This window comes from Limnoglobus roseus, from assembly GCF_008254045.1.
Taxonomy (GTDB): Bacteria; Planctomycetota; Planctomycetia; order Gemmatales; family Gemmataceae; genus Limnoglobus; species Limnoglobus roseus.
The window spans coordinates 2,502,247-2,527,158 of the sequence record NZ_CP042425.1; the positions used below are offsets into that span (position 1 = coordinate 2,502,247).

20 protein-coding genes and 1 other RNA gene are annotated in these 24,912 nt (G+C 64.3%); 4 read left to right on the forward strand and 17 right to left on the reverse strand.

The features are described 5' to 3' along the window. Positions 1-33 precede the first annotated feature (33 nt). Positions 34-764, forward strand: a protein-coding gene (locus tag PX52LOC_RS10415; protein ID WP_149110034.1) for an IS5 family transposase whose coding sequence is annotated in 2 segments (ribosomal slippage) — positions 34-327 and positions 330-764 — 729 coding nt in all. Because the reading frame shifts where the segments join, the coding sequence is not laid out codon by codon here. A 138-nt stretch (positions 765-902) separates the two neighbouring features. On the opposite strand, the gene PX52LOC_RS10420 is transcribed toward PX52LOC_RS10415, so the two are convergent. The 16 genes from PX52LOC_RS10420 to PX52LOC_RS10495 all read right to left on the reverse strand — a co-directional run bounded on the left by PX52LOC_RS10420 (position 903) and on the right by PX52LOC_RS10495 (position 18,273). Continuing rightward, the gene (locus tag PX52LOC_RS10420; RefSeq protein ID WP_149110035.1) at positions 903-2,558 is read right to left on the reverse strand and encodes an ArnT family glycosyltransferase; all 1,656 of its coding nucleotides are present in this window, start codon (positions 2,556-2,558) and stop codon (positions 903-905) included. 76 nt (positions 2,559-2,634) lie between these two features. Next, complete coding sequence (locus PX52LOC_RS10425) at positions 2,635-3,213, reverse strand: hypothetical protein (protein WP_149110036.1); 579 nt, start codon at positions 3,211-3,213, stop codon at positions 2,635-2,637. 185 nt (positions 3,214-3,398) lie between these two features. Further along, positions 3,399-4,250, reverse strand: a complete 852-nt coding sequence (gene map, locus PX52LOC_RS10430) for a type I methionyl aminopeptidase (protein WP_149110037.1) — start codon at positions 4,248-4,250, stop codon at positions 3,399-3,401. Between the two features lie 74 nt (positions 4,251-4,324). Next, positions 4,325-4,981 carry an adenylate kinase gene (locus PX52LOC_RS10435; protein ID WP_149110038.1) on the reverse strand — a complete coding sequence of 219 codons (657 nt, stop codon included), beginning with the start codon at positions 4,979-4,981 and terminating at the stop codon, positions 4,325-4,327. 105 nt (positions 4,982-5,086) lie between these two features. After that, entirely contained in the window at positions 5,087-6,016 is a 930-nt protein-coding gene (locus PX52LOC_RS10440) for an alpha/beta hydrolase (RefSeq protein ID WP_149110039.1), read from the reverse strand. 89 nt (positions 6,017-6,105) lie between these two features. Beyond that, positions 6,106-6,576 carry a carbohydrate-binding domain-containing protein gene (locus PX52LOC_RS10445; protein WP_168218912.1) on the reverse strand — a complete coding sequence of 157 codons (471 nt, stop codon included), beginning with the start codon at positions 6,574-6,576 and terminating at the stop codon, positions 6,106-6,108. Between the two features lie 581 nt (positions 6,577-7,157). Beyond that, positions 7,158-8,102: a DUF1559 domain-containing protein gene (locus PX52LOC_RS10450; protein ID WP_178132546.1), complete on the reverse strand. Its 945-nt coding sequence runs from the start codon at positions 8,100-8,102 to the stop codon at positions 7,158-7,160. A gap of 552 nt (positions 8,103-8,654) precedes the next feature. Further along, the gene (gene rpoN, locus PX52LOC_RS10455; protein WP_246173685.1) at positions 8,655-10,178 is read right to left on the reverse strand and encodes an RNA polymerase factor sigma-54; all 1,524 of its coding nucleotides are present in this window, start codon (positions 10,176-10,178) and stop codon (positions 8,655-8,657) included. A gap of 103 nt (positions 10,179-10,281) precedes the next feature. Next, complete coding sequence (gene recR, locus PX52LOC_RS10460) at positions 10,282-10,881, reverse strand: recombination mediator RecR (protein WP_149110042.1); 600 nt, start codon at positions 10,879-10,881, stop codon at positions 10,282-10,284. A gap of 151 nt (positions 10,882-11,032) precedes the next feature. Beyond that, entirely contained in the window at positions 11,033-11,380 is a 348-nt protein-coding gene (locus tag PX52LOC_RS10465; protein ID WP_149110043.1) for a YbaB/EbfC family nucleoid-associated protein, read from the reverse strand. A 3-nt stretch (positions 11,381-11,383) separates the two neighbouring features. Then, positions 11,384-13,144 carry a DNA polymerase III subunit gamma/tau gene (dnaX, locus tag PX52LOC_RS10470; RefSeq protein ID WP_149110044.1) on the reverse strand — a complete coding sequence of 587 codons (1,761 nt, stop codon included), beginning with the start codon at positions 13,142-13,144 and terminating at the stop codon, positions 11,384-11,386. 198 nt (positions 13,145-13,342) lie between these two features. Beyond that, positions 13,343-14,161, reverse strand: a complete 819-nt coding sequence (gene trpA, locus PX52LOC_RS10475; RefSeq protein WP_149110045.1) for a tryptophan synthase subunit alpha — start codon at positions 14,159-14,161, stop codon at positions 13,343-13,345. Positions 14,162-14,165: 4 nt separating this feature from the next. Beyond that, positions 14,166-14,615 carry a DMT family transporter gene (locus PX52LOC_RS10480; protein WP_149110046.1) on the reverse strand — a complete coding sequence of 150 codons (450 nt, stop codon included), beginning with the start codon at positions 14,613-14,615 and terminating at the stop codon, positions 14,166-14,168. Between the two features lie 63 nt (positions 14,616-14,678). Further along, positions 14,679-15,962 carry a hypothetical protein gene (locus tag PX52LOC_RS10485; RefSeq protein WP_218575326.1) on the reverse strand — a complete coding sequence of 428 codons (1,284 nt, stop codon included), beginning with the start codon at positions 15,960-15,962 and terminating at the stop codon, positions 14,679-14,681. A gap of 137 nt (positions 15,963-16,099) precedes the next feature. Then, positions 16,100-16,195, reverse strand: an RNA gene (gene ffs, locus PX52LOC_RS10490) — signal recognition particle sRNA small type. A 29-nt stretch (positions 16,196-16,224) separates the two neighbouring features. After that, the gene (locus PX52LOC_RS10495) at positions 16,225-18,273 is read right to left on the reverse strand and encodes a PrkA family serine protein kinase (protein WP_149110048.1); all 2,049 of its coding nucleotides are present in this window, start codon (positions 18,271-18,273) and stop codon (positions 16,225-16,227) included. Positions 18,274-18,682: 409 nt separating this feature from the next. Here PX52LOC_RS10495 and PX52LOC_RS10500 point away from each other — a divergent pair, with 409 nt between their 5' ends. Continuing rightward, positions 18,683-20,170, forward strand: a complete 1,488-nt coding sequence (locus PX52LOC_RS10500) for a GNAT family N-acetyltransferase (RefSeq protein ID WP_149110049.1) — start codon at positions 18,683-18,685, stop codon at positions 20,168-20,170. Here the strand turns inward: PX52LOC_RS10500 and PX52LOC_RS10505 are convergent. Beyond that, a complete protein-coding gene (locus tag PX52LOC_RS10505) occupies positions 20,154-22,184 on the reverse strand; it encodes an alpha/beta hydrolase family protein (RefSeq protein ID WP_149110050.1) in 2,031 nt (676 codons plus the stop codon). The two genes, PX52LOC_RS10500 and PX52LOC_RS10505, sit on opposite strands and share 17 nt — an antisense overlap. Before the next feature lie 115 nt (positions 22,185-22,299). Here PX52LOC_RS10505 and PX52LOC_RS10510 point away from each other — a divergent pair, with 115 nt between their 5' ends. Together PX52LOC_RS10510 and PX52LOC_RS10515 are read left to right on the forward strand one after the other, a co-directional pair. Continuing rightward, positions 22,300-23,550 carry a hypothetical protein gene (locus PX52LOC_RS10510; RefSeq protein ID WP_149110051.1) on the forward strand — a complete coding sequence of 417 codons (1,251 nt, stop codon included), beginning with the start codon at positions 22,300-22,302 and terminating at the stop codon, positions 23,548-23,550. 212 nt (positions 23,551-23,762) lie between these two features. Beyond that, positions 23,763-24,896, forward strand: coding sequence for a sulfotransferase family protein (locus tag PX52LOC_RS10515; RefSeq protein WP_149110052.1), 1,134 nt, complete (start codon positions 23,763-23,765; stop codon positions 24,894-24,896). Positions 24,897-24,912: the final 16 nt, after the last annotated feature.

Here is a 24,912-nt window from a genome sequence, read left to right on the forward strand (position 1 = left end):
ATAACGGCCTCGACTCCCTCGGAGGCGGCTGGCATGCGACGGCATGAACTCTCGGACGCAGACTGGGCGGCGGTGCGGCCGCTGCTCCCGGCCCGCGGGGACCACCGGGCGTTCGTCAACGCCGTCCTGTACGTCCTGCGGACCGGCGTCCCGTGGCGGGACCTGCCACCGCGGTTCGGCAACTGGAACTCGGTCTGGCGGCGGTTCCGGCGGTGGTCGGCGGCCGGCGTGTGGGGGCGAGTGCTCGAGGCCGTCCGCGACCCGGACGTGTCCACCCTCATCCTCGACTCGACCGTCGTCCGGGCCCACCCGCACGCCGCCGGGGCGGAAAAAAAGCGGGCGGCCAGGCCGTCGGCCGCAGCCCCGGCGGGTTCGGCACCAAGGTCCACGCGGCCGTGACCGGCCGCGGCCACCCGGTCGCCCTGTTGCTCACGCCCGGCCAAGCCGGGGACGGGCCGCGGGCGGCCGCCCTGCTGGCCGGCCACCGGCCACGGGTGGTCATCGCCGATCGCGGGTACGACAGCGACGCCCTCCGTCGGCTGGTCCGCCGGCTGCGGGCCAAGGCCGTCATCCGCCCGCTCGGGTGCCGCCGCCGGCGGGTGCGGTACGACCGCCGGGTGTATCGCACCCGCAACGTCGTCGAGCGGTTCTGGGCCCGGGTCAAGCAGTGCCGGCGGGTGGCCACCCGGTACGACAAGCTCGACCAGTGCTACCTCGGGTTCGTACACTTGGCCTCCGCCCTGGATGTCCTGAGGCACCCGTGACTGTCCACACGACCTAACCACAGAGGGCACAGAGGGCACAGAGAAAAACCGAGGAGCGTTCAAAAGGCAAAGAATGAAATCTCTTCGTGCCTTTCCTCTGTGTTCTCTGTGCCCTCTGTGGTGGATCGACTTTTTTGCTTACTGGTTCGTCACGACGAGCACGTCGCCGTTGCGGTAGAAGTCGAACCGCCGGGCGACGACGCGGTACGGTGACGCGACCTTGCCCGCGAGTTGCTCGTCCCACACATTCGCGGGCACGAACAGGTAGGCCGGCAGCGGCATCGCCAGGAAGGTACTCGCTTCCAGGGCGCTCTGCATTCGCTCGACCTTCCGCTCGGCGTAAAAGGTCACGCTCGGCTGCGTGTAGTCGAGGCTCGCGAGGCGAATCTCGCGGTCCGGTTGGTGTGTGCCGCTCTCGGCGACGAGCGACTTTGGGGCCTTGTACGGGTCGAGTTCGTTCACCACGAACGCGGCCAACGTGCCGATGAACAGCACCGTCGCGGCCGTCACGGTTCGCACGAACTGGAGGCGCTGCCCTTTCGCCAGGAACCAGGCCATCAGCCCGGCGGCGACGATGAGGACGCCGCCGACCGGTGCCCACTTCGCCAGCCCTGGCACGATGCGTTGGCCCTTGAGGTTCAGGGGAATCGCCCCACCACCGACCAGCAGTGCGGCGACGAAGACCGTGCCCACGACACCGACGCCGATGGTCGCGGCGGGCATGACCCACTTCGGCAGCGTGATCTCGGCGGTACGCCACCGCACCAGGAAGCGGGCCGTGAGGATCGCGACCGCCGGGTAGAGCGGGCCGATGTAGTTCGGCAGTTTCGTCGCAGCGAGGCTGAAGAAGATGAGGTACGCACCCGCCCAACACAGCAAGAAGCGGTTCGCGCGAACGTCTTGCATCGGCAGCCCGCCGACGCTCGACAGCGTCCGTGGCGTGGCCGACCGCACGGCAAACCAGATGGCCCCGCCGAGGAACACGCACCACGGGGCGAAGAACGCGAACAGTGCCCCGACGTAGTACACGACCGGCCCGCGGTGGCCTTCCATCGCGTTCAGGAACCGCCCGGCATTCTCGTTGCGGAAGAACGCGAGGTACGCACCGCGCGTCTCGGCGATGACCACTGCGTACCATGGCACCGCGACCAGCACCCACAGCAGGATGCCGCGGATGAGCCGGATGTCGAGGAAGCGTTTGAGTTCGCGGTTCCAGAGGAAGTAGACGAACACGATCAGCCCCGGCATCGCCAAGCCGACCGGCCCTTTCGTCAGCGTGGCCAGCCCGCTCGCGACGGCGGCGGTGTAGAACCACGTTCGCCCGCCGTGTTCGTGGCCGACCCAGAAGAGGTAGAGCGTGAGGGTGATGAAGAAGATCAGCGGCGCGTCCGGCGTGGCCGCGTGCGAGAGCTTGCAAAATTCGATCGCCGTCGCGAGGACGATGCCGGCGAGCAGCCCCGTGGCCGCGTCGAACATGCGGCGGGCGAGTTCGTACGTCAGCAGCACCGTGCCGAGGCCGAGCAACACGGCCGGCAACCGGGCCGCCCATTCGCCGACGCCGAAGAGGTTGAACGAGACGCGCTGGAGCCAGTAGAGCATCACCGGCTTCGCGGTGCGGAGTTCGCCGTTGAACGTCGGCACGACCCAGGTGCCACTCTCCATCATCTCGCGGGTACACCCGGCGTTCACTCCCTCGTCCACGTCCCACAGCGAGGACGCGCCGAGGTTCGGCAGCGTGACCAGGGCCATCACCAGCGCGAGCAACAAGTAGTGTGCGAAACGAGATTGCACCATCCGCGGCCGACCTCCGTGTCCGGGAGCCGCCGAGGATAGACGATTTGGGAGGTGTTGACCAGCCGAGAACGGGCGGTCAATACTGCAAGCCGCACGTCAGGCCGAGGATCGGCACGGGCCAGACGTTGCGGCCGGCAAACGCGACCCCCATGCCGACCTTCAGGCCGATGTTGCTGTGGACCTGTTCGGACCACTTGTGCTGCCACGACAGGTCGCTGTCCACGGTGATCGCGCCGATGCTGTTGAACGGGCGGCTGAGCCAACTGCCGGAGTCGTGGATCGGGCTGTAGTACACGTCCACGCCGGGTCGGGCGTACCACGAGTTCCGGCGGCCCTCGAAGATGCGGCCGTCGAAACGTGCCCCGACGAACACGCTCGGGATGAAGCCGTAAAGTGCCACGCCGCCCTCGGCCCATAGGCCGGCGTCGGTGATCTGTCGCTGCACCCGCAGGGCGATCGGCAGGCCGAAGACGATGTCCGTCCGCCAACGGCCGGGGTTGATCACCTCTCGCGGCTTCTCCGTCGCCAACAGGCCATCGGCGGCATAGACCGGCTGCGGCTGGCGGTCGAGCGCTTCGAGAAGCACGTCCTGAGCCGGCCCGCGAATAGATGCGAGGAGGAGGACCGTCAACGTCGCGGCGAGGCGGAACGGCATCGGCGGTTCATCCGAAGGGGCGGAAGTCCGACGCTCGTATAACCGCCGGGGTACGGCCGCGGAAGGGCAAGTCGAAGCCCGCCCGCTAGCGCGAAGTGCGATACGAGTTCATTGAACTCGTAGGTCAGGTTGTGGGTGGAAGCCCAGGGACGGCCGTCCCTGGGCTTCCACCCACAACTTCTTTCTTACGTCGCAACTGGTTCTTGTGTTGGCACGGGCGGCCACGTCCAGCCGTCGAACGCTCCCTCGTCGGACGTGATAATCACCACTTTGCCGTCCAGTCCGAGGGCCAGCGTGTGCTCGACGTGGACGCTCGGCATGCCGTCCTTCGTCACCACGGTCCAGTGGTCGGCCAGCGTTTTCACGTCCTCGGTGCCCATGTTCACCATCGGCTCAACGGCCAGCACCAGGCCGGGTTCCAACTTGAAGTCGTGCTTGCGGGTCTCGCGGTTCACGAAGTTCGGCACCTGCGGGTTCTCGTGCATCGTCCGGCCGATGCCGTGGCCGACGTACTGCGTCACCACGCTGTACCCGGCCGACTCCGAGTGCTTCTGCATCCGGCTCGCGACCTCACTCCAGAATTTCCGCTTCGGCATCTCGTCGATCGCGATTTGCAGCGTCTCCTCGGCCACCCGTAACAGCCGCTGCCACGCCGGGCGGATCGTACCGATGGGGATGGTGATGGCCCGGTCAGCGCACCAGCCGTTGAGCTTGCAGGCGGTGTCCACCTTCAGCATGTCGCCGTCCTTCAGGACGCGCTCGCCGGGGATGCCGTGGACGACTTGCTCGTTCAAGCTCAGGCAGGTGACGGCCGGGAACGGGATCTTTCCGGGGTAGCCTTTGAACAACGGCGTCGCCTGATGGGCGGCGTAGAACGCTTCGACGGCCCGGTCGATTTCGATGGTCTTCACCCCCGGCTTCGCCATCTCCCGGCAGATGCGCAACGCACGGGCGACGAGAATGCCGGACTCGCGCATGAGGGCGAGTTCGCGGGCGGATTTCAGTTCCGGGGGGCGGTAGTTGGACGGTCGCAACATATTCACAACGGCACGAACGGCGTGCCACATGGGGGCGGTTCCGGGGGTGGGGTAAAGTCGAGCAGTTCCGCGGGCTACGGTCCCTTCAACGCCTTCACGACGTTCGCGTAGATGGTTTCCATCGGGTCCAGGGCCGAGACTTCTCGCAGCAACCCGCGGCCGCGATAGTATTCGATTAGTTGGTCGGTGTTGGCGTGGAACTCGACCAGCCGCCGGCGGACGGTTTCTTCCTTGTCGTCGGCGCGGGTGACGAGATTGCCGCCGCAGTTGTCGCACACGCCGTCAACCTTCGGCCGGCGGGCGAGCAGGTTGAAGCACACGCCGCAGTTGGTCACGTTCTCGCAGCACCGGCGGCTGCTAATCCGGCGGACGACTTCCTCGTCCTTCACGGTCAGGTACACCACGCCGTCGAGCCGGAGGTACTGCAAATTCAAGAGCGCGTCGAAGGCGATGGCCTGGGCGTAGGTCCGCGGGTAGCCGTCGAGGACGAACGCTTCGGGCCGGTCGGGCCGCTGAAACAACTCCGCGACGAGGTCGTTCACGACGGCGTCGGGCACGAGGCGGCCCTGCTTGATGATCGGCTCTGCTTGGAGGCCGACGGGCGTGTGGGCCTTGATGGCGGCCCGCAGGATGTCGCCGGTACCGATGTAGGTCAGCCCCAACCGCTTGACGAGCAGTTCCGCCTGCGTCCCTTTCCCGCTACCGGGGGCCCCAACCAACACCAACCTCATGCGACCGCCTTCCCGCGGAAAGTACCCATTCAGGTATTGTCGGAACCGGAGCCGCCCCCAGGCAAGTGCGGGGCCAGAAAATATGAAGATCGGCCGCGGGACGGGCTATCGGTTGAGAAACTCTTGCACGGCTTGCTTCCACTTTTCGCGGTCGAATCGGGCCAGCGGTTCGTGACCCGCCCCGTCGAAATCGACCTGCTGCTTCGGCCCCGGCAGATTCTCGAAGACAGCTTGCACCATCGGCCCGGTGGCGCGGGCGTCTTGCGTGCCGTGGAGGATCAAGGTCGGGCACGTTACTGCTCTCGCGTCGTCGGCCGGGTTGTGGGCGAAGCCGTCGATGCCGACCGACCGGCCGCCCCAGAAGACGACGAGTTCCGCCGCGGGCCACGCCGGCACGTTCATGGTCCGCAGTCGGTTCCGGACGACGGAAATCATGCGGTCGAACGGCGCGTCGAGGATAATCGCCGTCGGTTCCGCGTGGTAAACGGCCACCGCCTTCAGAACGGCCACGGCCCCCATCGAGAACCCGTAGGCGAAGATCGGCAAGTCCGGCCACTCCTCCTTCGCGAAGGCGAGGGCCATCGCCATGTCGCCGCCCTCGCGGACGCCGAGGGTCACGTCGCCGCGGGGCGAACCGCCGGCCCCGCGGAAGTCGATCAGCAGCACGGCGAAGTTGAGGTCGTGGAGGGCTTGCACTTCCGGCAGCAGGCTGTCCTTCGCGGACATGTACCCCGGCCCCATCACGACGACGCCCTTCGCCGTCGGGTGCGGGACGTGCCAGGCTTCAAGCTGTTCGTGGCGGACGGGGATCGACACCACGGTGAAGGGAAGACCGACGCTTTCCGGCGTGCGGGCGTTGACCGGCCGCGGCACCGAGACGCCGGTCAGCCCGAGGCGGAGTTTCTGTCCGAAGCTCAGGCTCTCCGGCTTCGGCGGCCGGTCGCCCGCTGGGGCATAGTGCGTGAAGGCGTAGCCGTGACGGTAGCCGAGGTAGTTGGCGAAACCGAACGCCGCGATCAGTAACAAGAAGAACAATTTCAGCCATCGTCGTCGTCGGCGGCGGGGAGACGGCAACGGCCCCGGCGGGTTCGTGCCAGGGCCGTGCGGAGTGGGTTCGGGAGAAGTCACTTCTTTTCCAGCGAGGCTTTGTACAGGAAGAAGTTCAGGTCGTACTCGTTTTCCTTGTACTTGTCGTTGAGGAACTCAATGACGAGCTTCGAGTCGCCCTTCTTGAGCTTCGCCGTGAAGGTGTACTCTTTTTGTTCCTCGGCCGTCAGGTCGAACTTGTCCTTCACGACCACGTCGCCGACGGAAATCTTGATCTGGGCGAAGTCTTTCTCCGCCTTCGTGCAGCCGGCGTCGATCTTGATGGTGTACTCGCCGTCTTCGGGCACCTTCACCTCGGCCGTCGCGCTGCCGTTGGTGTAATAGAAGATGCGGTTCTCGCCTTCGTCGTGGCCGACGAGGTTCTCGCCGCCGTCGAAGGCGGCCTTGAGTTTGAAGTTCTTCAACTCCAGTTTGATCGGATCGGCCGCAATCACGACGGCCACGCCGAGCAGAGCCGCGACCCCGGCGAACAACGTACGCTTGAACATGACCAACCTCCTGATGGGAAGAGAAGCATCAGACGTGTGGGCAGGGACATGATACGGAACCGCGGCCGGCGGACGGTCAAACGGCCAATCTCGGGGTTCGCGGTCGCGGTCGCAGCATCGGCCGACGAGGGCGGTGACAGCGAACCTGAACTCGTGCCGCCTGGGGAGGTGCGAAGTGTACTCGACTGCAAGATGGATCGACGGCTTGCTCGGCATCAAACGAATAACCCGGCCTCGATCGTGCGAGGCCGGGTCATGCCCGTATCTGGATCACTTATGGAGGCGGGGCCGCAATCGATTCTCCTTGTCCAACGGCGCCGGGTTTCGCTTTCGTAGCCGGACCTGAACCGGATGGCGTGGGCGCAGGTGCCGATGAGCCCCCGCATCCCGTAAATGCCGTTAGAGCTATGGTGAACGCGACCGCCAGTAGAACTTGCTTCATAGTTAGTGTACTCGTGGAATCGGCTTGTTTAATAACAGGTCTTCGTTCGTAAGAGTGGAAGAAACTCATCGCGGAACGATCCGCTGGTTTAAGAATGAGTTGAGGTCGTTTATCAGGCTATAACCTTCAACCCGTCGTCTCAGTCGAAGCTAAACGTCTCCCCGTTGGCCATCGTGCTCGCGGCGTTATAGACGGTCGAGGAAACGCTCGTCGAAAGGGCCCGAACGGAGCCGTCGCACATGGTGAAGTTAACGACCCCCGTGTGCTTGCTCCCGAAGGTGGCCCAAGAAGGATTGTCCGACAGCCCCGTGAAACTCGGGAGGTAGTACCCGCCGGCCCAAGTGGGGAAATAGCTTCGGCTGGTCTTGCTGCCGCCGAGGCCTTCCCCAAAACCGAGCGTATTGCTGGTGCCGTCGGTGATGTCCGTGAGTTTGGTTTTCGTATTGAGGGCGTAAGGGCCGACCCGTGTGGCATAAGCCGGCATGTTTCCAACGTACCCGGCAACCGCGGCGTAGTTCGTCCGTCCGAAACCCGTACCGGCTCCGAAGTACGAATAGGTCAAGCCGTTGATATAGATTGTCATCCAGGCCAATTCGCCCGTGCCAGAATCACTACCAAGGGTGTCCGACGGGCAGAGGAAGTTCTTGATGGTGGTTTGATCCGCGTTCGGCGTCCAGTACCAAACATCGGTCGGTGGGAACACGTTGCAGCCCGGCCGCAAACCCGTGTAGACGTTGTTCTGCTCGAGGTAGGGCAAGAGGAAGACAAGGGCGCCCACCATGCCATTGCCGCTCGAACCCGTATAGCTTGTGTTCGGAACGGGGTAAGCGTTAGTGGACCCGTTTAAACAACCCGGCGGCAGGTTTCCGTAGACCGAAGCGTAGTTGTGGGCCGCAAGGCCGATCTGCTTCAGGTTGTTACTACACGACATTCGGGCGGCCGCTTCGCGGACCTTTTGTACGGCGGGCAGCAGAAGGCCGATGAGAATCGCGATAATTGCGATGACCACCAGCAACTCGATCAAGGTGAACCCCTGCGGTGCTCGCGAACACTTCTTCATCTCGAGTCGTTTCAACATGGACATGATGACACTCGAAAAAGTAACGGACGAAGCGGATGAGAATAAGCTGGGAGGATGACCCCCGTATCGCAAATGCGATTCCTCATAAGTCCGGAGTCGATAGACCCTTTGAGGCATTGATAGCTTTTGCCTGCAATTTGAGAGGAATGGAGCGAAAAGAAAACAATCGGTATAACAACGTGACGTGTGTCAGTTGGCAAGGTGTTAGCTGGAAAGCCTAAAATTGAAGCAATAGCCCGCTCGCAAACCGATGAAAATTCGAATGTTATATCAAGTCGATTTGCAAATCCTGGCGAGCTGAATCGCGCAGGAATTCAATTTCGTGGTGTGGGATCAAATGCTTCGAGCCCCAGTTCGTACTGGGTAGATGCAATTACTGACGTTGCGAAAATACATATGAAGGTGACTGACAAGCGAATGTTGGTAACGCTAAGATGAAAGAACTATTCTTTGACAACCACGCCGAGGGAGATTTGTGACAGGGGCGGGGCATTCGAACGAATGCCCCGCCCCTGGGAGAACGATACCTATTCACGACACCGTTGGGGATGCTGCTCACCCCGCCGTCGCGGCCCAGTCTTTCCGCTGACGGCTGGACGGAATGCTCATCGCCTCGCGGTACTTTGTCACCGTCCGGCGGGCCACGGTCAGGCCGAAGGCCTTGAACTTCTCGACGATTTCCTCGTCCGACAGCGGCTTCGCCTTGTCCTCGGCCGCGATGATCTCTTGCAACTTCTGCTTGATTGTCTCCCAGGCCACGTCGACGCCGGTCTGGGCGTTCTTTGTGCCGCCGCCGAAGAACCGGCGGAGCGGGAACACGCCCCGCGGGGTCTGCACCCACTTGTCGTCCACCGCCCGGCTCACCGTCGTCACGTGGACGCCGACTTTCTCGGCGATTTGTTCCATCTTCAGCGGCTGAATGTGGTCCGGCCCCTTCTCCAGAAACGCCCGCTGGTACGACATGATCTCGCGCGTCACCTTCGTCAGCGTGTTCCGCCGCTGCTCGATCGCCTCGACCAGCCAGTTGGCCATGCGGTACTTCTTGATGAGTTCTTCCCGCACCTTCGGGTCGATCTCCTTGTTCTTCAACTGGTCGGCGAACTTCGAACTGACCCGCACGTTCGGCGTCCAGTCCTTCGTCAACTTGATGTCGAACTCGCCCTCGTCGGTCCAACTCACGACGGCGTCGGGCACCACGAACTGCGTCCCCTCGGAGTGGAACCGGGCCCCCGGTCGCGGGTCGAGCCGCTTGAGTTCGTCGATGGCTTCCTTGATCGTGTCCAGGTCCGAGCCGGTGCGCCGTTGGATCGCGGGCAGCCGGTTGTGGGCCACGTCTTCGAGGTGGTGCTGGATGATCGCCGCGACCAGGTCGGAGTGTTCGATGTCGTCGTCCACTTGCAGGAGTAGGCACTCCTTCGTGTCGCGGGCACCGACGCCGGCCGGTTCGAGCTTGTGGATCACGCCCAGGGCTTCTTCCACGTCGGCGACCGTGACCGGCCGGTGGTAGACGACCTCGAACGTGCTGGCGAGTTCTTCGAACGAAATCGCGATCGGCGTGCGGCGGTCCGGGTCGTGGTTCAGCAGGTAACCGTTTTCGTCGAGGTGCGAGATGAGGAACTCGGCCAGTTCCGTCTGGTCGTGCGTCAGGTCGAGGTAGCCGAGTTGCTCGGCCAGGTGCTCTTGCAGCGACTGCGGCGTATCGGCGACGTTCTGCATCGCCTCCAGCTTCTTGTCGCCGAGTTCGTCACGCAACGACCGACTCGGCCGGTGGTCTTCGTTGAAGTGGTCGCCCCAGTCGCGGTTGATCTCGTCCATGCGGGCGAACTCGATGTCGCCGGTCTCGTCGTGCTTCAGCGGGGCGTCGGCGTTGAAGTCCCCCTCGGCCGGTGCGGCCTCCGTCGTGGTGTGCTTTTCCTTCACTTCGAGGAAGGGGTTCTCCTGCAACTCGTTGGTGAGCTTTTCCTGAAGCTGCATGACCGACAGTTGCAGGACTTCCATCGACTGGATCATGCGCGGGGCTAGGTGCAGCCCTTGCCGCATATCCTGCCGCATCCCCATGCCCATGTTCATGCCGCTCATTCAACTCCTCCAGTTCGGAGCGGAGACTCCGGAGTGGGGGGTGAAAACCAGATGACTGACCCGGTTTCCCCTCCGCGCTCCGCCCTCCGCATTCCGCACTTCTTCAAAAGGCTTTTCGCCCGTCCAACGCATCAGCCAATATCTGCGAGTTCACCAACTCCAAGGACGCCCCCGAGGGGACGCCGCGGGCCAACCGCGTGATCGACACGTTTGTGCCCGCTAACAGGTTCGATGTCAACAGCGCCGTGCCGTCGCCTTCCAGGGTCGGGCTCGTCGCCAAAATCACTTCCCGCACGCCCCCGCGGCGGACCCGCTGCACCAACTGCGTGAGCGTCAGCTTGTCCGGGCCGACGTTCTCCAGCGGGGCGAGTCGGCCGCCGAGAACATGGTAGACGCCCTTGAACGTCCCCGCACGCTCGAACAAGCCCACGTCCCGCGGCGTCTCCACCACGCACACGATCCCCCCATCCCGCCGGCGGTCGGAACAGATCGGGCAGAGATCGCCTTCCGTCAAGTTAAAGCACTCGCGGCACGGCCGAATCCGCTCCACGACGGCCCGCAGTGCCTCCGACAGGGTCACCGCGACTTTGCGATCCCCGGCGAGCAGGAAGTGGGCGATCCGCTCGGCACTCTTCGGCCCGATGCCGGGGAGCTTCGTCAACTCTTCCAGCAGCGTCTGAATCGCGGGGACGGCTTCCGTCATATCAGCCACCAAGATTGGCCACAGATGAACGCGGATAAACACAGATAAAACGAAGACCGAAATTCCTTTCAAAGACCCGAACCGGGCGATTCTGAAGAATGGTTCTGGTCTTATCTGTGTTTATCCGCGTTCATCTGTGGCTAACTTCTTTTCACCCTAACCCGCCGAGGTTGCCGAGCATTCCGGGCGGGAGGCCCATCGCGGCGGCGACCTTGTTCGTCTCGGCGGCGACCTGCTCGCGGGCTTTCCCCATCGCCGCGTTTACGGCCGCCACGATCAGGTCTTCGAGCATCTCGCGGTCGCCCAGCTTTTGGGCCTCCTCCGAGATGCGGATGCCGAGCAGTTCCATGCGGCCATTGACCTTCGCGGTCACGTACCCGCCGCCGGCGGTCGCCTCGGCCGTGATCTTGCCGACGCTCTCCTGGAACTTCTGCATCTCTTCTTGCAGTTTGCCCTTGTTGCCGAGCAAGCTCATGATCGAGCCGAGTCCCTGAAACATCGCTTACTCCTCGTCGTCCGGTGGTGTCTCAACAACGGGGGCCGCTTCGGTGACGGCCGCCACGGTCGCTTGCGGATTGAACCCGGGGTCCATCTTCACCATCTGTGCCCCGAGCGTTTCGGCGGCAGCCTTGAACAACGGCAATTCCATCACGTCTTTTGGCCGCAGGTGGCCCGCTTCGTTTCGGGCCGGCGTCTCGGCCCGCGTGGGTGCTTCCCGGCCCCGTTCGACCCGGATCACCCACTCTTCGCCCGTCAGTTTCTTGAGTGCCAGGCGAATCGCTTCGGTCGTCGAGTCGTTCGAGATCGAATCATACGCAGCAGTATACCCCGGTGCGACCTGGATTGCCAAGCTATTTGGCCCAAAAATTGCAGGTAACGCGGCTTGGCGAAGGTGATTTCCGCGGATCGGCCCCATCATTTCCATCACTCTCGCCCACAAGTCTGCCAGATTCACAGACCCGTTCGAACTGACCGTTGGAGCCGAATTGAGGGGCACTTCAAGGGCGGCTATTGATTTTTTTTTTGACGGGTCAACCACTTGCGGCGAAACGGTGACGGGGCCGGCCTTCACCGCCGGTGCTGGACCGTTGTTGAGCACAGCGGCAGCCAGTTGCCCAACCGAGAGCAACTCGTCGAGCCGGGACAATCGGACGACGGCCAGTTCCAGCAGTACCTGAACGTGGGTGCTGCCGCGAATCTTCTGCTTCGTGGCCGCGAGGATGTCGATGCCGGCCAGAATTGTGTCAAGGTTCCTCGTTGCGGCGTGGGCCTTCATCTTCTCCAGCAGGGCCGGCGTGGCACTGATCTCGCCGAACTTCGGCCCGGCCGTGAGGAGGAGCATCATGCCACGCCAGTAGTCGACGAGTTGGTCGATCAGTTCGCCGAGTTGCATCCCCCGCGACGCGGCCGTGTGAATCTCTTCCAGCCCAGTCTTCACGTCCCCCTTGAGGATCGCGTCGGCCAACTGCGAGATGCGATCGTCGCTCGCGGTGCCGAACAGTGAATGCACCTTCTCAGCCGTCAGGTGGCCGTCGCTGAACGCCATCATCTGGTCGAGCAGCGATTGCGAATCGCGCATCGACCCGGCCGCCCGCTTGGCGATGATGTGCAGCGCCTCGTCGTCGGCCTTCAGCCCTTCCTTCGCGACGACGTGTTGCAGGGCCGCGAAGATCTTCGCCGTGCTGACGTGGGCGAAGTCGAACCGCTGGCAGCGCGACAGGATCGTGATCGGGATCTTCTGCACTTCGGTGGTGGCGAAGATGAACTTCACGTGCGGCGGCGGCTCTTCCAGCGTCTTGAGCAGCGCGTTGAACGCCGACGTGGAGAGCATGTGGACTTCGTCGATGATGTAAATCTTGTACCGCGCCCGCGTGGGCCGGAAGCCGACGTTGCTGCGGAGGTCGCGGATTTCCTCGACCTTGTTGTTGCTCGCGCCGTCGATCTCCAGCACGTCCACGTCTTCGCCGACGGCCACGCTCTTGCAGATGTCGCACTCGTCGCACGGCGTCGGGGTCGGCCCCTTCACGCAGTTGAGCGCCTTCGCCAAAATGCGGGCCGACGAGGTCTTGCCGACTCCGCGAGCGCCGGTGAAGAGGTACGCATGAGCCACGCGGCCGGAGTTGAGCGCATTGGTGAGGGCGTTCGCGACGTGTTCTTGGCCGATGAGGTCGGCGAACTGTTGCGGCCGATACCGGCGGGCGACGACGGTGTACTCGGCCGGCGGCGGGTCCGTTTCGAGGAGCTTGGGTTTCGCTTTCGCCATCGTCACACGTCCTGTGCGAACCGGGTGGGGACGGGCGAATTGTATCCGCGGCGGGAAGCGACTGCGAGAGAGAACACGGAATGGCCCGCTGATAACGCAGACCTTCGGGCGCAGATGAAAACCTGATAAAACCAGAAATCAATTCTCCGCCTTCATCATCTTCATCCGCGTGGAAATCCGCGTCATCAGCGGGCCGTATTATGGGGTCGGATTCAGCGCCACCACCAGCGCTTGCACGCTCGCCTTCAGTTCCGTCAGTGCCTTCTCACGTTGCCCCGGTTGGCCGGCTTGTTCGAGTTTGCGCACCATCGCCGTGCCGACGATCACGCCGTCCACGAGGGTCCGTAGTTCCGTGACGTGTTCGGGCTTGCTCACGCCGAAGCCGACGCACAGTGGCAGGTCGGTGAGGTTCCGCAATCGCGCGATCATGTCCGTGATCGCCACGGGCATGCGGTCGCGCTCGCCGGTGATGCCGACGATGCTCACGACGTACACGAACCCGCCGCACGCCTTCACGATCTTCTCGGCCCGCGCCGGCGACGTCGTCGGCGTGACGAGCAGGATCGGCTTGAAATCGTGGTCGGCGGCGACTTTCGCGAACTCTTCGGCTTCCTCTACCGGCAGGTCGGGCAGCACCGCCCCGCTGAGGCCGGCCGCCTTCGCCTGCTGAATGAACGCCGCCGCCCCACGCTTGTAGATGAGCGTGTACGACCCCATCGCCACCATCGGCGTCTTCCAGCCGGGCTGGGCCGCCGTCTGTTTCAGCGTGGCGAAGAGGTCGCCGAGTTTCAACTTTGCGTTCAGTGCCCGCGTGTACGACGCCTGAATCACCGGGCCGTCGGCGATCGGGTCGGAGAACGGCAGGCCGACTTCGACGAGGTGCGCCCCCGCCGCGGCGACGGCGGTGAGCGCGTCCTTTGTGAACGCCAGGTCCGGGTCGCCGCCGGTCAGGAACGGCATGAAGGCCTTCCGGCCGGCGGCCCGCAGATCGCGGAAGAGTGCGTCGATGGGATTCATGCGTTCACAAATACTTGATGCAGACCACACCGGCCACCACCAACAGCCCGCCGATCACCCGGCCCGGCGTGATCGGTTGTTCTTTCAGGCCCAACAGCGCGAAGTGGTCGAGGAGGAGTGAGCAGGTCAACTGCCCGCCGACGACCAAGGCGATGAACACGGCCGCCCCGAGTTCCTTCGTCAGTGTTGCCCCGGCCAGCACGATCAGCGCCCCGAGAGGGCCGCCGATCCAGTTCCACCACTCGGTCTCCCGAACCTTCTCCCAACTCGGGGCCGGCGGTCGCGTGACGAGGACGAAGATCGCCGCCGTGAGGATCGTGCCGCAGATCGAGAAAAAAGCCGCGAACCACTGGCTGTCGATGTTTTGGCGGAAGCGGGCGTTGGCGGTGGCTTGCAGGGCAATGCAGCAACCCGCCCCGGCGGCGAGGAGGGCGAAAATGAGGGTGGGGTTCATGGAACTCATCGTATGAAACGCGAGTCCCCGGGTCGGGTCGGAAGTTGCGTCGTGCAAGCCAAGTTATCGCTTCGCCTTCTCCAATCGCGGGTCGTCGAGGTCGAGGCGGTAGAGAATCTGATTGTAGTTGTACCGAGGCGTGATCGGCGGACTCTTCGCGAACTCGGCGGTGTAGGTTCCCTCGAACAAAAGCACCGGCGACCCCTTCGGCGTCAGGTCGGCGTGCAGCCGCGTGTTGTAGAAGGTGTAGTTGTCGTGCGTCAGCACCTTCACGGCCGTGCCCCACGGACCGAGCGGCGAGTCGGCTTCCGCGTACCAGATTTCGCCGAACGCCGACGTGCCGAACTTTTGCGAGAAGACTGCCACCCACCGCCCCCGCCACGGGTGGAACGCGATGCCGCCGGTGTGCGGCACGACCGCCTTGCCGTCGGCGTCCTTCAACTTCTCCGGCGTCAGCCTCTCCCACTGCTTCGGGTCTTGCCACGCCTCGAACGTGGCCGCGCATTTCAGGTGCGGCAGCGGGTTGCCGAACAACCGCCACGCCTTGCCGCCAGGATCGGTCCACGCCACCGCGTTCCCGTCGGGCATCGGCGGCGGCTTGCTGCTGTCGCCTTTCGTCCAGATTTCCTTCCACTCCTCGAAGCGGCCGGTCTGGCTATTCCACCAACACAGGCCGGCCCGACGAACCGTCAGGTGGTTCTCTATCTTCGTGTACGACCCGACGAGCGTCGTCGCCCCCAGCGCGTTCGGCACGGTCGTAACGCCGAACACCCACGTCGGACCCGACCCCGGCATCTTGGCGACGGCTCGCGGTTTGTCGGCGGCCGGAAGGTAGTCGAACTTCGGCCGCAGAGGTGGCTCGAAGGTCGTGAACGGCAAAGGCGGTGTTGTGGCCCCGAGCATGTCGAAGATGCCGAGCGGGTAGCCGGGCAGGGTGGTGTCGCCCCAGAACCAGAACCGCTTGCCGCCGAGGACGGCCGTCTGCACCGAGTCGCAGCCGATGATCGGCGAGTCTTTCCAGCCCGCCTCGTCACCGCACTTCTGCGATTCCGCGAACAGGCCGCCGCCGGTCAACCGGCCGATTCGCTTGGCGACGTTCACGCGGGTGACTTCGACCGTCAGCGTCTTGCCCGCCACCGGCGTGAGCTTGACGCCGCGGTAGCCGAAGCCGTCCTTCGGGACTTCGTACCCGTGGCCGACGACGGTGAACCACGACTCGCGGCCCATCAGGTCCGGCGCGTCGAGGGCGATGACGCCAGCGTTATCGGAGACGAACCGCTGCTCCCCGGTGGTGCGGAGTTCGACGAGCGGCACGGGCCACTTGTTGTCCTTGTCGATGACCTTCACGCGGCACGGTTCGGCCGCAACGCTTGTACAGGAGAAAAAGAGCAGGAGGAGGGTTGCGCGCATGGTGGGAGGGGTAAGAGAAAAGCCCACCCGTCGCGACGGGTGGGCTTTCGGGGTGTTCTTCGTGCGGAGGCCGGTAGAGTGGGGGTGCCCTGAGCCGCACCCTCTGGCGCTTATGGCTGCTTCTTCCGACCTGACCAGGTTCACGCCTTCAAGTCGGTCAGGCCCCCACCCTATCGGACTCCGCACGGGTTGTTTCGAGTTACTTCTTCGTCTGACCGCGGGCGAAGATGCTCGCCACGAAGTTCAGCACGTCCGTCGCACTCGATTCGTTATAGCCGTAGTTGCGAATCAGGCGAGACTTCACCACGTCGATTTTCTCCTGCGTCGCCTTGTCCACCACGTTCGACACGATCGTGCTCAACTTAATCGAGTCCTTCTGGTCCTCGAACAGCTTCAGTTCCAGAGCCTTTTGCAGCCGCTCGTTGGTGCGGTAGTCGAACTTCTTGCCGTCGATGGCCAGGGCACCGATGTAGTTCATGATCTCGCGGCGGAAGTCGTCCTTGCGGCCGTCGGGAATGTCGATCTTCTCCTCGACCGACCGCATCAGTCGCTCGTCCGGCTCGACGTAGTTGCCGGTGTAGCGGTCGCGGACCTTCTCCCGCTGCGTGTACGCCTTCACGTTGTCGATGTAGTTGCCGCACAGCTTCGCCAGGGCTTCGTCGTCGGCGGCGATGGCCCGCTGGACTTCGTTCTTCACCACGTCCTCGTATTCCTCGCGAACGACGGCGAGCAGTTCCTTGTAGTAGCGGTACTGGTCCTCGTCTTTGATGAGCGAATGGTGACGCAGGCCCTCTTCGAGTTCCTTCATCACCATGAACGGGTTGATGTTGTCCTCGTCCGGGTGGGCGACGAGGGCGTTGGAAATCTTGTCCTGGATGTACCGCGGGCTGATGCCGGTCATGCCCTCGTTGAGGGCGTCCCGCTTCAGTTCGATGACGTTGTCCTCGGTGAAGCCGGGGAGCGTCTTGCCGTTGTACAGCTTCATCTTCTGCATCAGGCTCAGGCCGGCGTGCTTCGGCGGGTTCAGCCGGGTGAGGATGGCCCACATGGCGGCCACCTCGATCGTGTGCGGGGCGATGTGCTTTCCCCGCACCTTATCGGCGTTGAAGTCCTTCTCGTAAATCCGCACCTCGTCCTTCAGCCGCGTGACGTAGGGCACGTCGATCTTCACCGTGCGGTCGCGGAGGGCTTCCATGAACTCATTGTTCTGGAGCCGCTTGTACTCCGGCTCGTTCGTGTGCCCGAGGATGACCTCGTCGATGTCCGTCTGGGCGAACTTCTTCGGCTTGATCTTGTGCTCCTGGCTCGCCCCGAGCAGGTCGTACAAGAACGCCACGTCGAGCTTCAGCACTTCGATAAACTCGACGATGCCGCGGTTGGCGATGTTCAATTCGCCGTCGAAGTTGAACGCCCGCGGGTCGCTGTCGCTGCCGTACTCGGCGATCTTGCGGTAGTTGATGTCGCCGGTCAGTTCGGTGCTGTCCTGGTTCTTCTCGTCCTTCGGCTGGAAGGTGCCGATGCCGATGCGGTCTTTCTCGGAGAGCGTCAACCGGTAGACCTTCACTTCCTCGGCCAGCATCTTCGTCCAGTCGCCGTTGTACTTCGGCAGGCGGGCCTTGAACTCGTACCGGCTGTACGGCGACAGGTCGCCCTTGATCGTCACGTCGTACTGGTAGCCCTTCGGCCGGGTCTCGTTCAGCATGGCGATGACCTTCGGCCGGTGTTCCTCCGGGATGAGTTGCAGCGGGTCGCCGTGCATCGGGTCCTTCGCCCAGGTCGTGCGGTCCGGGTTCATCCACGAGAAGCTGTAAAGCTGCCCGGCGTCGCTCCGGCTGTACTCTTCGAGGCCGCGCTTCAGCAGGCGGGCGATGGTCGACTTCGCCGACCCGACCGGCCCGTGCAGGAGGATCACCCGGCGTTCGGTGCCGTAACCGAGGGCGGCACTCTTGAACGTGTTGACGAGTTGGTTGAGCCGCCGGTCGAGGCCGTAGATGCCGTCGCCGTGGTTCGAGGCGAACTCGGTGAAGAACTTGAAGCGGGTCTGCTTCTCCTTGTTCTCGTACACGTCCTCGGTGCCGTGGCTGAGGATCATGTCGTACAGCCGCTGGAACGCCGACCGGGTGACGCCGGGGGTCTTCATGACGATGTCGAGGTAGTCCGCGAACGACCCTTCCCAGTGGAGCTTCTGGAAGTCGCCCGTGTCGATCTCTGTGCGGACGGAGTCCAGGATTGCCGTAGCCGTGGCCATGTGGGATTCCTCAATGTCAAGCCGCGCGGGAGGCCCGGGCGGAGGGTTTGTTTCAGAATCGAAAGTCGTCACCCGTCGGCCCGGCTCAGGTTCCGGAAGATTCGGCCGAAGGGGTGGATTGGTGGAAGCGCCAATCCTGGCTCATGCAGTTGGTAGGACACTGCATTCTACGTCGCGGGCGAGAACCGATTCAACCCGGATAAGACGGGAGAGCGGACGAGTAGGTTCAGCCGAAGGGATAAGATACCCTCGCGCGAGGGGAAAATGCAACCCTTCTCGGCCCGTTTGCCGATTCTCTTGCTGCCGGGCGGGCGAGAGCGGTTGACCGGACACGGGTTACGCCGTTCGAGTAAACCCCGCCCGTGGACAGTTTCGGCGGTGCGACGCCGCCCCTTGAGGACGATGGCCCATGCGACTGCCGCGAATCACGGTCCTGTACAACGAGCCCACACTGCCGCCCGACCACCCGGACGCGGCCTCGGAACACGACGTCCTCGACACGACCGACATCATCGCGAAGGTGTTGCAGACGGCCGGGCTGCCCGTCTCGCGGTTGGGCATCACCGACAACGTGGAGGCGCTCATCGCCGGGCTGAAGGCACAATCCCCGGACGCGGTCTTCAACCTGTTCGAGGGCACCGCCAAGTGGGGCAACACCGAGGCGTACGTCGCCGGGGTGCTCGAACTGCTGCGCGTGCCGTTCACCGGGTCGTCGGTGCAGCCGGTGACGTTGGCGAAGTCGAAGACGCTGACCAAGCACCTGCTGCAATCGGCCGGCCTACCGACGGCGAAGTTCCTGATGCTCGAATCGCTGCCGGTGCCGGTCGACCCGCTACCGTGGCCGGTGATCGTGAAGCCGGGGCTGGAAGACGCGAGCATCGGCATCGACCAGAAGAGCGTGGTGAAGAACCAACAGGAACTCGAAGCCCGCGTCGAGTACGTGCTGAAGACTTACGGCCCGCCGGTGCTGATCGAGCAGTTTGTCCGCGGCCGCGAATTCCACATCGCTGTCTGGGACCGCGGCGACGGCCCGTTCACGCTGCCGTTCACGGAGATCGTCTTCCTCGAGCAAGAGGGTGACGACCCGCTCTGGCCGATCGTGAGTTTCGACGCGAAGTGGAAGCCGGACTCGCGGGACTACAAGGCGACGCCGGTGAAGAACCCGCCCGACCCGATCCCGCCGGCCGTCGAGCGGATGCTGTCGGACATCTGCGTTCGCGCGTCGGAACTGGTCGGCTACCGCGACTACTCGCGCGTGGACGTGCGGCTGGACGCGAACGATCAAGCGTACATCTTGGAGGTGAACCCGAACCCGTGCATCAACCCGCTGGCCGGTGTGGCGGCGGCACTGACGACGGCGAAGGTCGAGTACGCCGACTTCATCCTGACGCTGGTGCGGTCGGCCCTGAAGCGCGGCCCGCACCCGGAACTGGCCAACGCCGTCGGCTCGCCGGACGGACCGGCATCGGCCCCCGTTGTCGTGCGACCCTGGGACGTGCGGCCGGCGGGGGCACTAGCCGTCGAACTGTTCCACGAATCGAAGGCGATCGGCCGGGCCACTGCCCGCCTGAGTGACGCCGAGCAGAACGTCCACACACTGGACGCGATCTTCGTCGAGCCGGCCCACCGCAGGAAGGGGGCCGGCCGGGCGTTGTTGAAGTACCTGGAAGCCTCGACCCTCGCGGCCGGCGGTCGGTTGCTAACGGTGGGCGTGTCGTCCGGCCCGGAGGTGGGGGACTTCCGGCAGTTCTTGTCGCTCTGCGGCTATCTCGCGTCGGGCGAGGTGTGCGAATACTTCAAGGACGGCTGTTCGCGGCTGGCGTATTCGAAGGTGCTCAAGCCCGAAAGCCCCGGCACGGCCGTGCCGGGGCTTTCGGGGACTACTCCAGCGCCTTGAGGAGTTCCGCGGGCGTCAGCTTCTCCTCGATCCGCAACTGCTCTTTCGCTTTCAGCGACTCCCAGGTGGCCGTCGTCGGGCGGTACGCCGTCCGCAGTTGTTCGGCCGTCATCGCTTTGCCGCCGCTGTTTACGCCGCCGGCGATGACGACCCGTTTCGGGGCCGCGAGCGCCGCGAGGTGGGCCACGTCGCCGACTTCGCGCAGGATGCCGGGGGCCATCGTGCCGAGCCGTTGATTGACGTAGGGCTCGTCGCTCACGAAGCTGGCGAGCGTGTTGATGGCGACGGCCTTCGTGATCCGTGCGTCCGTCGCGGCGGCAGCGAGTGCGATCAGCCCGGCGGGGCCTTCGCCGATGACGATGACCTTCTGCGAGGGGGGATTGCCGTTCGCGTCCTTCTCCGGGGCGATGTCGTTCAGCAGTTGCCGAACCTCGTACACCCACTGGCCGAGCAGCGGGCGGCCAAGCCAAAGGCTCCATTCGGCCGTGTTGTGATCGGCGGCCCGGCCGACGGTGTCACGCGGGTAACTGTACTGGCGGGTGGCCCGCAGGTCGAAGGTGATCGTTGCCGCTCCCGCCAAGAGGGCCGCCTTCTCGTACTCCCAGATGGAAGCGGTGGCCTTTTCCATCGTTAGCAGAATGACGATCGACCGCTTTGCGACCGGCACGTCGCCCTCGAACCGAAGCATCCGCTTCGTCTTCAGCCCCGGTTCGTACTCATCGTCGTAGATGCCGACGCCCTCGAACGCCTCAACATTCTTGCTCTGCACCTTCGCCGCCGCGAACCCGCCCAGTACCTTCACCAGTGCCGTTCGCTTCTCCTCCGCCGGCTTCGCTTCCGCCTTCGCCAGCAGCTTCTTCGCTTCCATCGCCGCGAACTTCGGCAGCGTCACGAAGTCGCCCGGCCGCGTCGTGCCGGGGTAGCAGCGGAGCGCCTCCGGGTCTTCCGTCGTGAACGCCGGCTCCTTGATTGGGCCGCCGTCGCCTTCGCCCTTGAGGTGCAGCGTCATCCATCCGTACATCGCCTCGCGCATCGGTTTGCTGTAGTCGTGGCCGCTCTCGAAGATCGTGTGCTGAAGGTGCTTCTCCTTGTCGAACAACTTGAACACCGGCTTCGCTCCGCCGATCGACACCTTCGCGGCGTCCACCGAGAATTGCGGCGCGTCCCGCGTGGCGCTCACGATCATCAATGCCCGCGGCGCGACCATCGACAGCAACCCCGACTCTTCCGTGAACTGCAACGCCCCCGGCACGACTTCGCACAGGCAGCACGCGGCCCCGAGGTACGCTTGGTAGTTGCCGACGGAGCAGACCGGCACGGCCGCCTTCAGCCGTTCGTCCATCGCGGCCGCGTACATCGTCTGGTTGCCGCCGCCGCTGGCCCCGGTGATGCCGATGCGGTCGCCGTCCACCTCCGGCCGCGTCAGCAGGTAATCGACGGCCCGCATGTTCTCGTAGACTTGCAAGCCGGACAACGGCAGGCCGACGGGTAGCAGCGTGGCCGCGGTCATCTCGCCGTGGTACTCGCCGAGGGCTTTGCCGACGCCGCGTTCGCCGGCCCCGAAGGCGTCCACGCACAGCACGAAGAAGCCGAGTTTTGCCGCCCCGATGCACCGCGATTGCACGACCGGGTCTTGCTTCGCCCCCTTCCAGTGGCCGTGAACCATCAGGATCGCCGGCAACTTCCCCTTCTTGTCCGGCACGTAGGCGTTGGCCGTCATGCGGACGCCGGGCCGTGTCTGGATGGTGATCTTCTCCACGGTGTATCCGTCGCGTTTCAGTTCGCCGTGCTTCTGCACGTCGAGCGGGCACGGCTTCTCCGGGAAGCCGCCCCACGCGGCCAACAACTTCGCGCGAAGTTCGGTTCGCTGCTTCTGCCAGTCGGCGAGCGTGGCGGGCGGCGTGTCCTTCTCGCGGAGGGTCTTCGCCTGTTGCTTCACGAAGTCGAGGAACTGCGTCGACGGCGGCTCGGCCGCGAGGAGCAACGGCAGGAGCAAGAGCGGCAAGAATCGCATGAAGTGGACCCCGGCGGGAGAGAGGGTGCGGGCGTGGCGGCTGCGATAAATGTAGTCGATTCCGCCCGGCCGTCTGCCGATGATTGCCGATGACCGGCACTCTCGGAGGTTCTGCATGATCGGCCGACGCTTCGCTACTTTCGCGGCCTTCGCCACCTTGCCGTCCGCGATCGCCCAGTCGCCGCAGATTCCGCCGCCGGTGGAACCGCGGGCACGGATCATCCCCGCAGACCCGGCCACGCCGCGCGAGTTGCCAGAGTCGCTGACCGCGAAGCCGGCGGTGAAACTGCCGCAGGCGGAGAACTTGGCGACGCTCGATCCGAAGACCATCGCCGTGAAGCGGCTCGCCGGCGCGTGGCAGGTGTGGATCAACGACCAGCCGTTCCGCAGCCTCGGCGACAATGCCGACGATGCGAACGATATCGCCCGCACGCTTCGTGAACTGTACCCGCAGCAGTGGGCCAGCATCGGCACCGGCCGTGCAGTCGTCGAGTACGGCCTGACGCTCGACAACGATCAGAAGCTGACCGCCCCGCAGGTGGCCGGGTTCGCCCGCACGATGACCGCGATGGACCGCAAGACGCTCCGCGTCGAGCGCGTTCGTGGCATGTGGTGCCTCCGCGACGACGGGAACCTGTTCCTCAACTTCGGTCAGTTCCAACTCGACGCGGAACAGGCGCTCGCCGTGGCACAGAAGTACGGCTTCAACCGCATCGGCACCGTCGGCCGCAAGGAAGCGGTGATGACCTTCTTCACCAGCGGCCCGGACGGGATTGCACCGCAGGCGAAGGTGCCGCCGGCCGTGCTGTACCGCGCACAGGTCGATTCGATGACCCGCGTCGGGATTCCCCTGCCACAGTACAGCCTCATGGGCACGCGAAAGCCCGTCAGCCCGAACGAGGTCGAGTACGTCGGCGAGATGGTGAAGCTCGACTCGCGGAAGGTCGAGCTCCGCGCCAAGGGCGGTGAGGTCGTCCTGGCGAGCGGGACGGAAATTCTCGGCAAGTTCGGCAACGACGAGTTCACCGCCCGCGACGCCCTGCGGATGGTGCGCGACGCCCGGTTCACCGATTACTGCAAGTTCGGCACGGCCGGCGTGACGTTCTTCCTGTCGAACGGCCAAGCCCCGCGGAACATGCCGTTGCACACGCTCGGCCAGCGGTTCGACCCGGCCGGGATGCGCCTCCTCGAAGCCCGCGGCGGGTGGTGGGTGGCGGACGCGAACAGCCACCCACTCCTGCCGGCCGGGTCGCAGCAAGAGGCGGAGGCACTGAAGAAGGTGATGCTCGCCTTCGGCTTCGATCAAATCTGCACCCTCAGCGTGGGCGGCAAGGTGGTGATGACGATTCCGGCGAAGGCCCGCTAGCGGTGAAGGGGTGAACGGGTGATTTGGTGAAGAGGTGACGAAGACCGGCCGTTGCCCTCGATTTGGTTTTTCACCCGTTCACCACGTCACCCGTTCACCCCTTCATCTTCGAAGAGGGTTGCCGCGCGCTCGGAGTTTCGATTGACTGATCTTGCGAGGGGACGCGCTGTTTCCGCCCGGATGGCACCCCTTCCCGAAACGGATGTCGTTGCATGACCCCCCTACCCCCGCGTGCAGCTGACGTGATGCCGAAGCCCCGTGAGTGGTCCCCGCGATTGTGGGAAGGGGCCGACCTGTTCGCCTGGCTGAAGATTCTGCTCGGGAATCGGGCGGCCGTGCAACTGCCGTACTGGTACATCGCCGGCATCGTCGGCGGGATGAGTTTTACCCACACCTGGCTGCGGTGGCTGCAACACGGCCTCTACGGCCGCCGCATCGCGAACACCCAAGTCGAACACCCGCCGCTGTTCGTCATCGGCCACTGGCGGACCGGCACCACGCTTCTGCACGAACTGCTGATCCTCGACGACCGGCACGCCTTCCCGGACACGTTCGCCTGCTTCATGCCGAACCACATCCTGCTGAGCGAGCGGTTCTTCAAGGACCACCTCGGCTTCCTGATGCCGCAGAAGCGGCCGATGGACAACATGGCCGCCGGGTGGGAACGGCCCCAGGAAGACGAGTTCGCTCTTTGTCTGATGGGCCAGCCGAGTACATACGCGGACATCGCCTTCCCGAACCGCGAGAGCCTGTTCCCGAACTCGCTCGACCTGTCCGGCCTCACGCCGCGGCAGTTGCAGGACTGGAAGCGGACGTTCCTCCGGCTGATCCAAACGCTGACCTACCGCGACCGCCGCCGGCTGGTGCTGAAGTCGCCGCCGCACACCGCCCGCATCCCGATGCTGCTGGACCTGTTCCCGGACGCGAAGTTCGTGTACATCCAGCGCGACCCCTACGTGCTATTCCCCAGCACCGTGAACCTCTGGAAGTCGCTCGGCAAGACGCACGGCCTGCAAACGCCGAGCAATAGCGCGTTGATCGAAGAGAAGGTGTTCCGCGAGTTCCGCGTGATTCACGAACGCTACCACGCGACGAAACACCTGATCCCGGCCGGCAACCTCGTGGAAGTGCGGTACGAAGAGTTGGTGCAGGACCTGCCCGGCGGAATGAAGGCCGTCTACGACGGCCTCAGCCTCGGCGGCTACGAGAGTGTGCTGCCGCGGATTCAGGGCTACGCGGCCCGTAACAAGAACTACGAGACGAACAAGTATCCGATGACGCCGGACGTGCGAGCGAAGGTCAACGCCCGCTGGGGCGACTTGATCGCGAAGTTGGGGTACGGGTGAGGCTCTTCGGTTTTCG

Excerpts from the sequence above, each read along its gene's own strand:
- PX52LOC_RS10500 (WP_149110049.1), top strand. The coding sequence starts at position 18,683 with ATGCGACTGCCGCGAATCACGGTCCTGTACAACGAGCCCACACTGCCG.
- PX52LOC_RS10510 (WP_149110051.1), top strand. The coding sequence starts at position 22,300 with ATGATCGGCCGACGCTTCGCTACTTTCGCGGCCTTCGCCACCTTGCCG.
- PX52LOC_RS10505 (WP_149110050.1), bottom strand. The coding sequence starts at position 22,184 with ATGCGATTCTTGCCGCTCTTGCTCCTGCCGTTGCTCCTCGCGGCCGAG.
- PX52LOC_RS10425 (WP_149110036.1), bottom strand. The coding sequence starts at position 3,213 with ATGCCGTTCCGCCTCGCCGCGACGTTGACGGTCCTCCTCCTCGCATCT.
- PX52LOC_RS10465 (WP_149110043.1), bottom strand. The coding sequence starts at position 11,380 with ATGTTTCAGGGACTCGGCTCGATCATGAGCTTGCTCGGCAACAAGGGC.
- PX52LOC_RS10420 (WP_149110035.1), bottom strand. The coding sequence starts at position 2,558 with ATGGTGCAATCTCGTTTCGCACACTACTTGTTGCTCGCGCTGGTGATG.
- PX52LOC_RS10450 (WP_178132546.1), bottom strand. The coding sequence starts at position 8,102 with ATGTCCATGTTGAAACGACTCGAGATGAAGAAGTGTTCGCGAGCACCG.
- PX52LOC_RS10480 (WP_149110046.1), bottom strand. The coding sequence starts at position 14,615 with ATGAACCCCACCCTCATTTTCGCCCTCCTCGCCGCCGGGGCGGGTTGC.
- PX52LOC_RS10495 (WP_149110048.1), bottom strand. The coding sequence starts at position 18,273 with ATGGCCACGGCTACGGCAATCCTGGACTCCGTCCGCACAGAGATCGAC.
- PX52LOC_RS10435 (WP_149110038.1), bottom strand. The coding sequence starts at position 4,981 with ATGAGGTTGGTGTTGGTTGGGGCCCCCGGTAGCGGGAAAGGGACGCAG.
- rpoN (WP_246173685.1), bottom strand. The coding sequence starts at position 10,178 with ATGAGCGGCATGAACATGGGCATGGGGATGCGGCAGGATATGCGGCAA.
- PX52LOC_RS10515 (WP_149110052.1), top strand. The coding sequence starts at position 23,763 with ATGACCCCCCTACCCCCGCGTGCAGCTGACGTGATGCCGAAGCCCCGT.
- dnaX (WP_149110044.1), bottom strand. The coding sequence starts at position 13,144 with ATGGCGAAAGCGAAACCCAAGCTCCTCGAAACGGACCCGCCGCCGGCC.
- trpA (WP_149110045.1), bottom strand. The coding sequence starts at position 14,161 with ATGAATCCCATCGACGCACTCTTCCGCGATCTGCGGGCCGCCGGCCGG.
- PX52LOC_RS10445 (WP_168218912.1), bottom strand. The coding sequence starts at position 6,576 with ATGTTCAAGCGTACGTTGTTCGCCGGGGTCGCGGCTCTGCTCGGCGTG.
- recR (WP_149110042.1), bottom strand. The coding sequence starts at position 10,881 with ATGACGGAAGCCGTCCCCGCGATTCAGACGCTGCTGGAAGAGTTGACG.
- map (WP_149110037.1), bottom strand. The coding sequence starts at position 4,250 with ATGTTGCGACCGTCCAACTACCGCCCCCCGGAACTGAAATCCGCCCGC.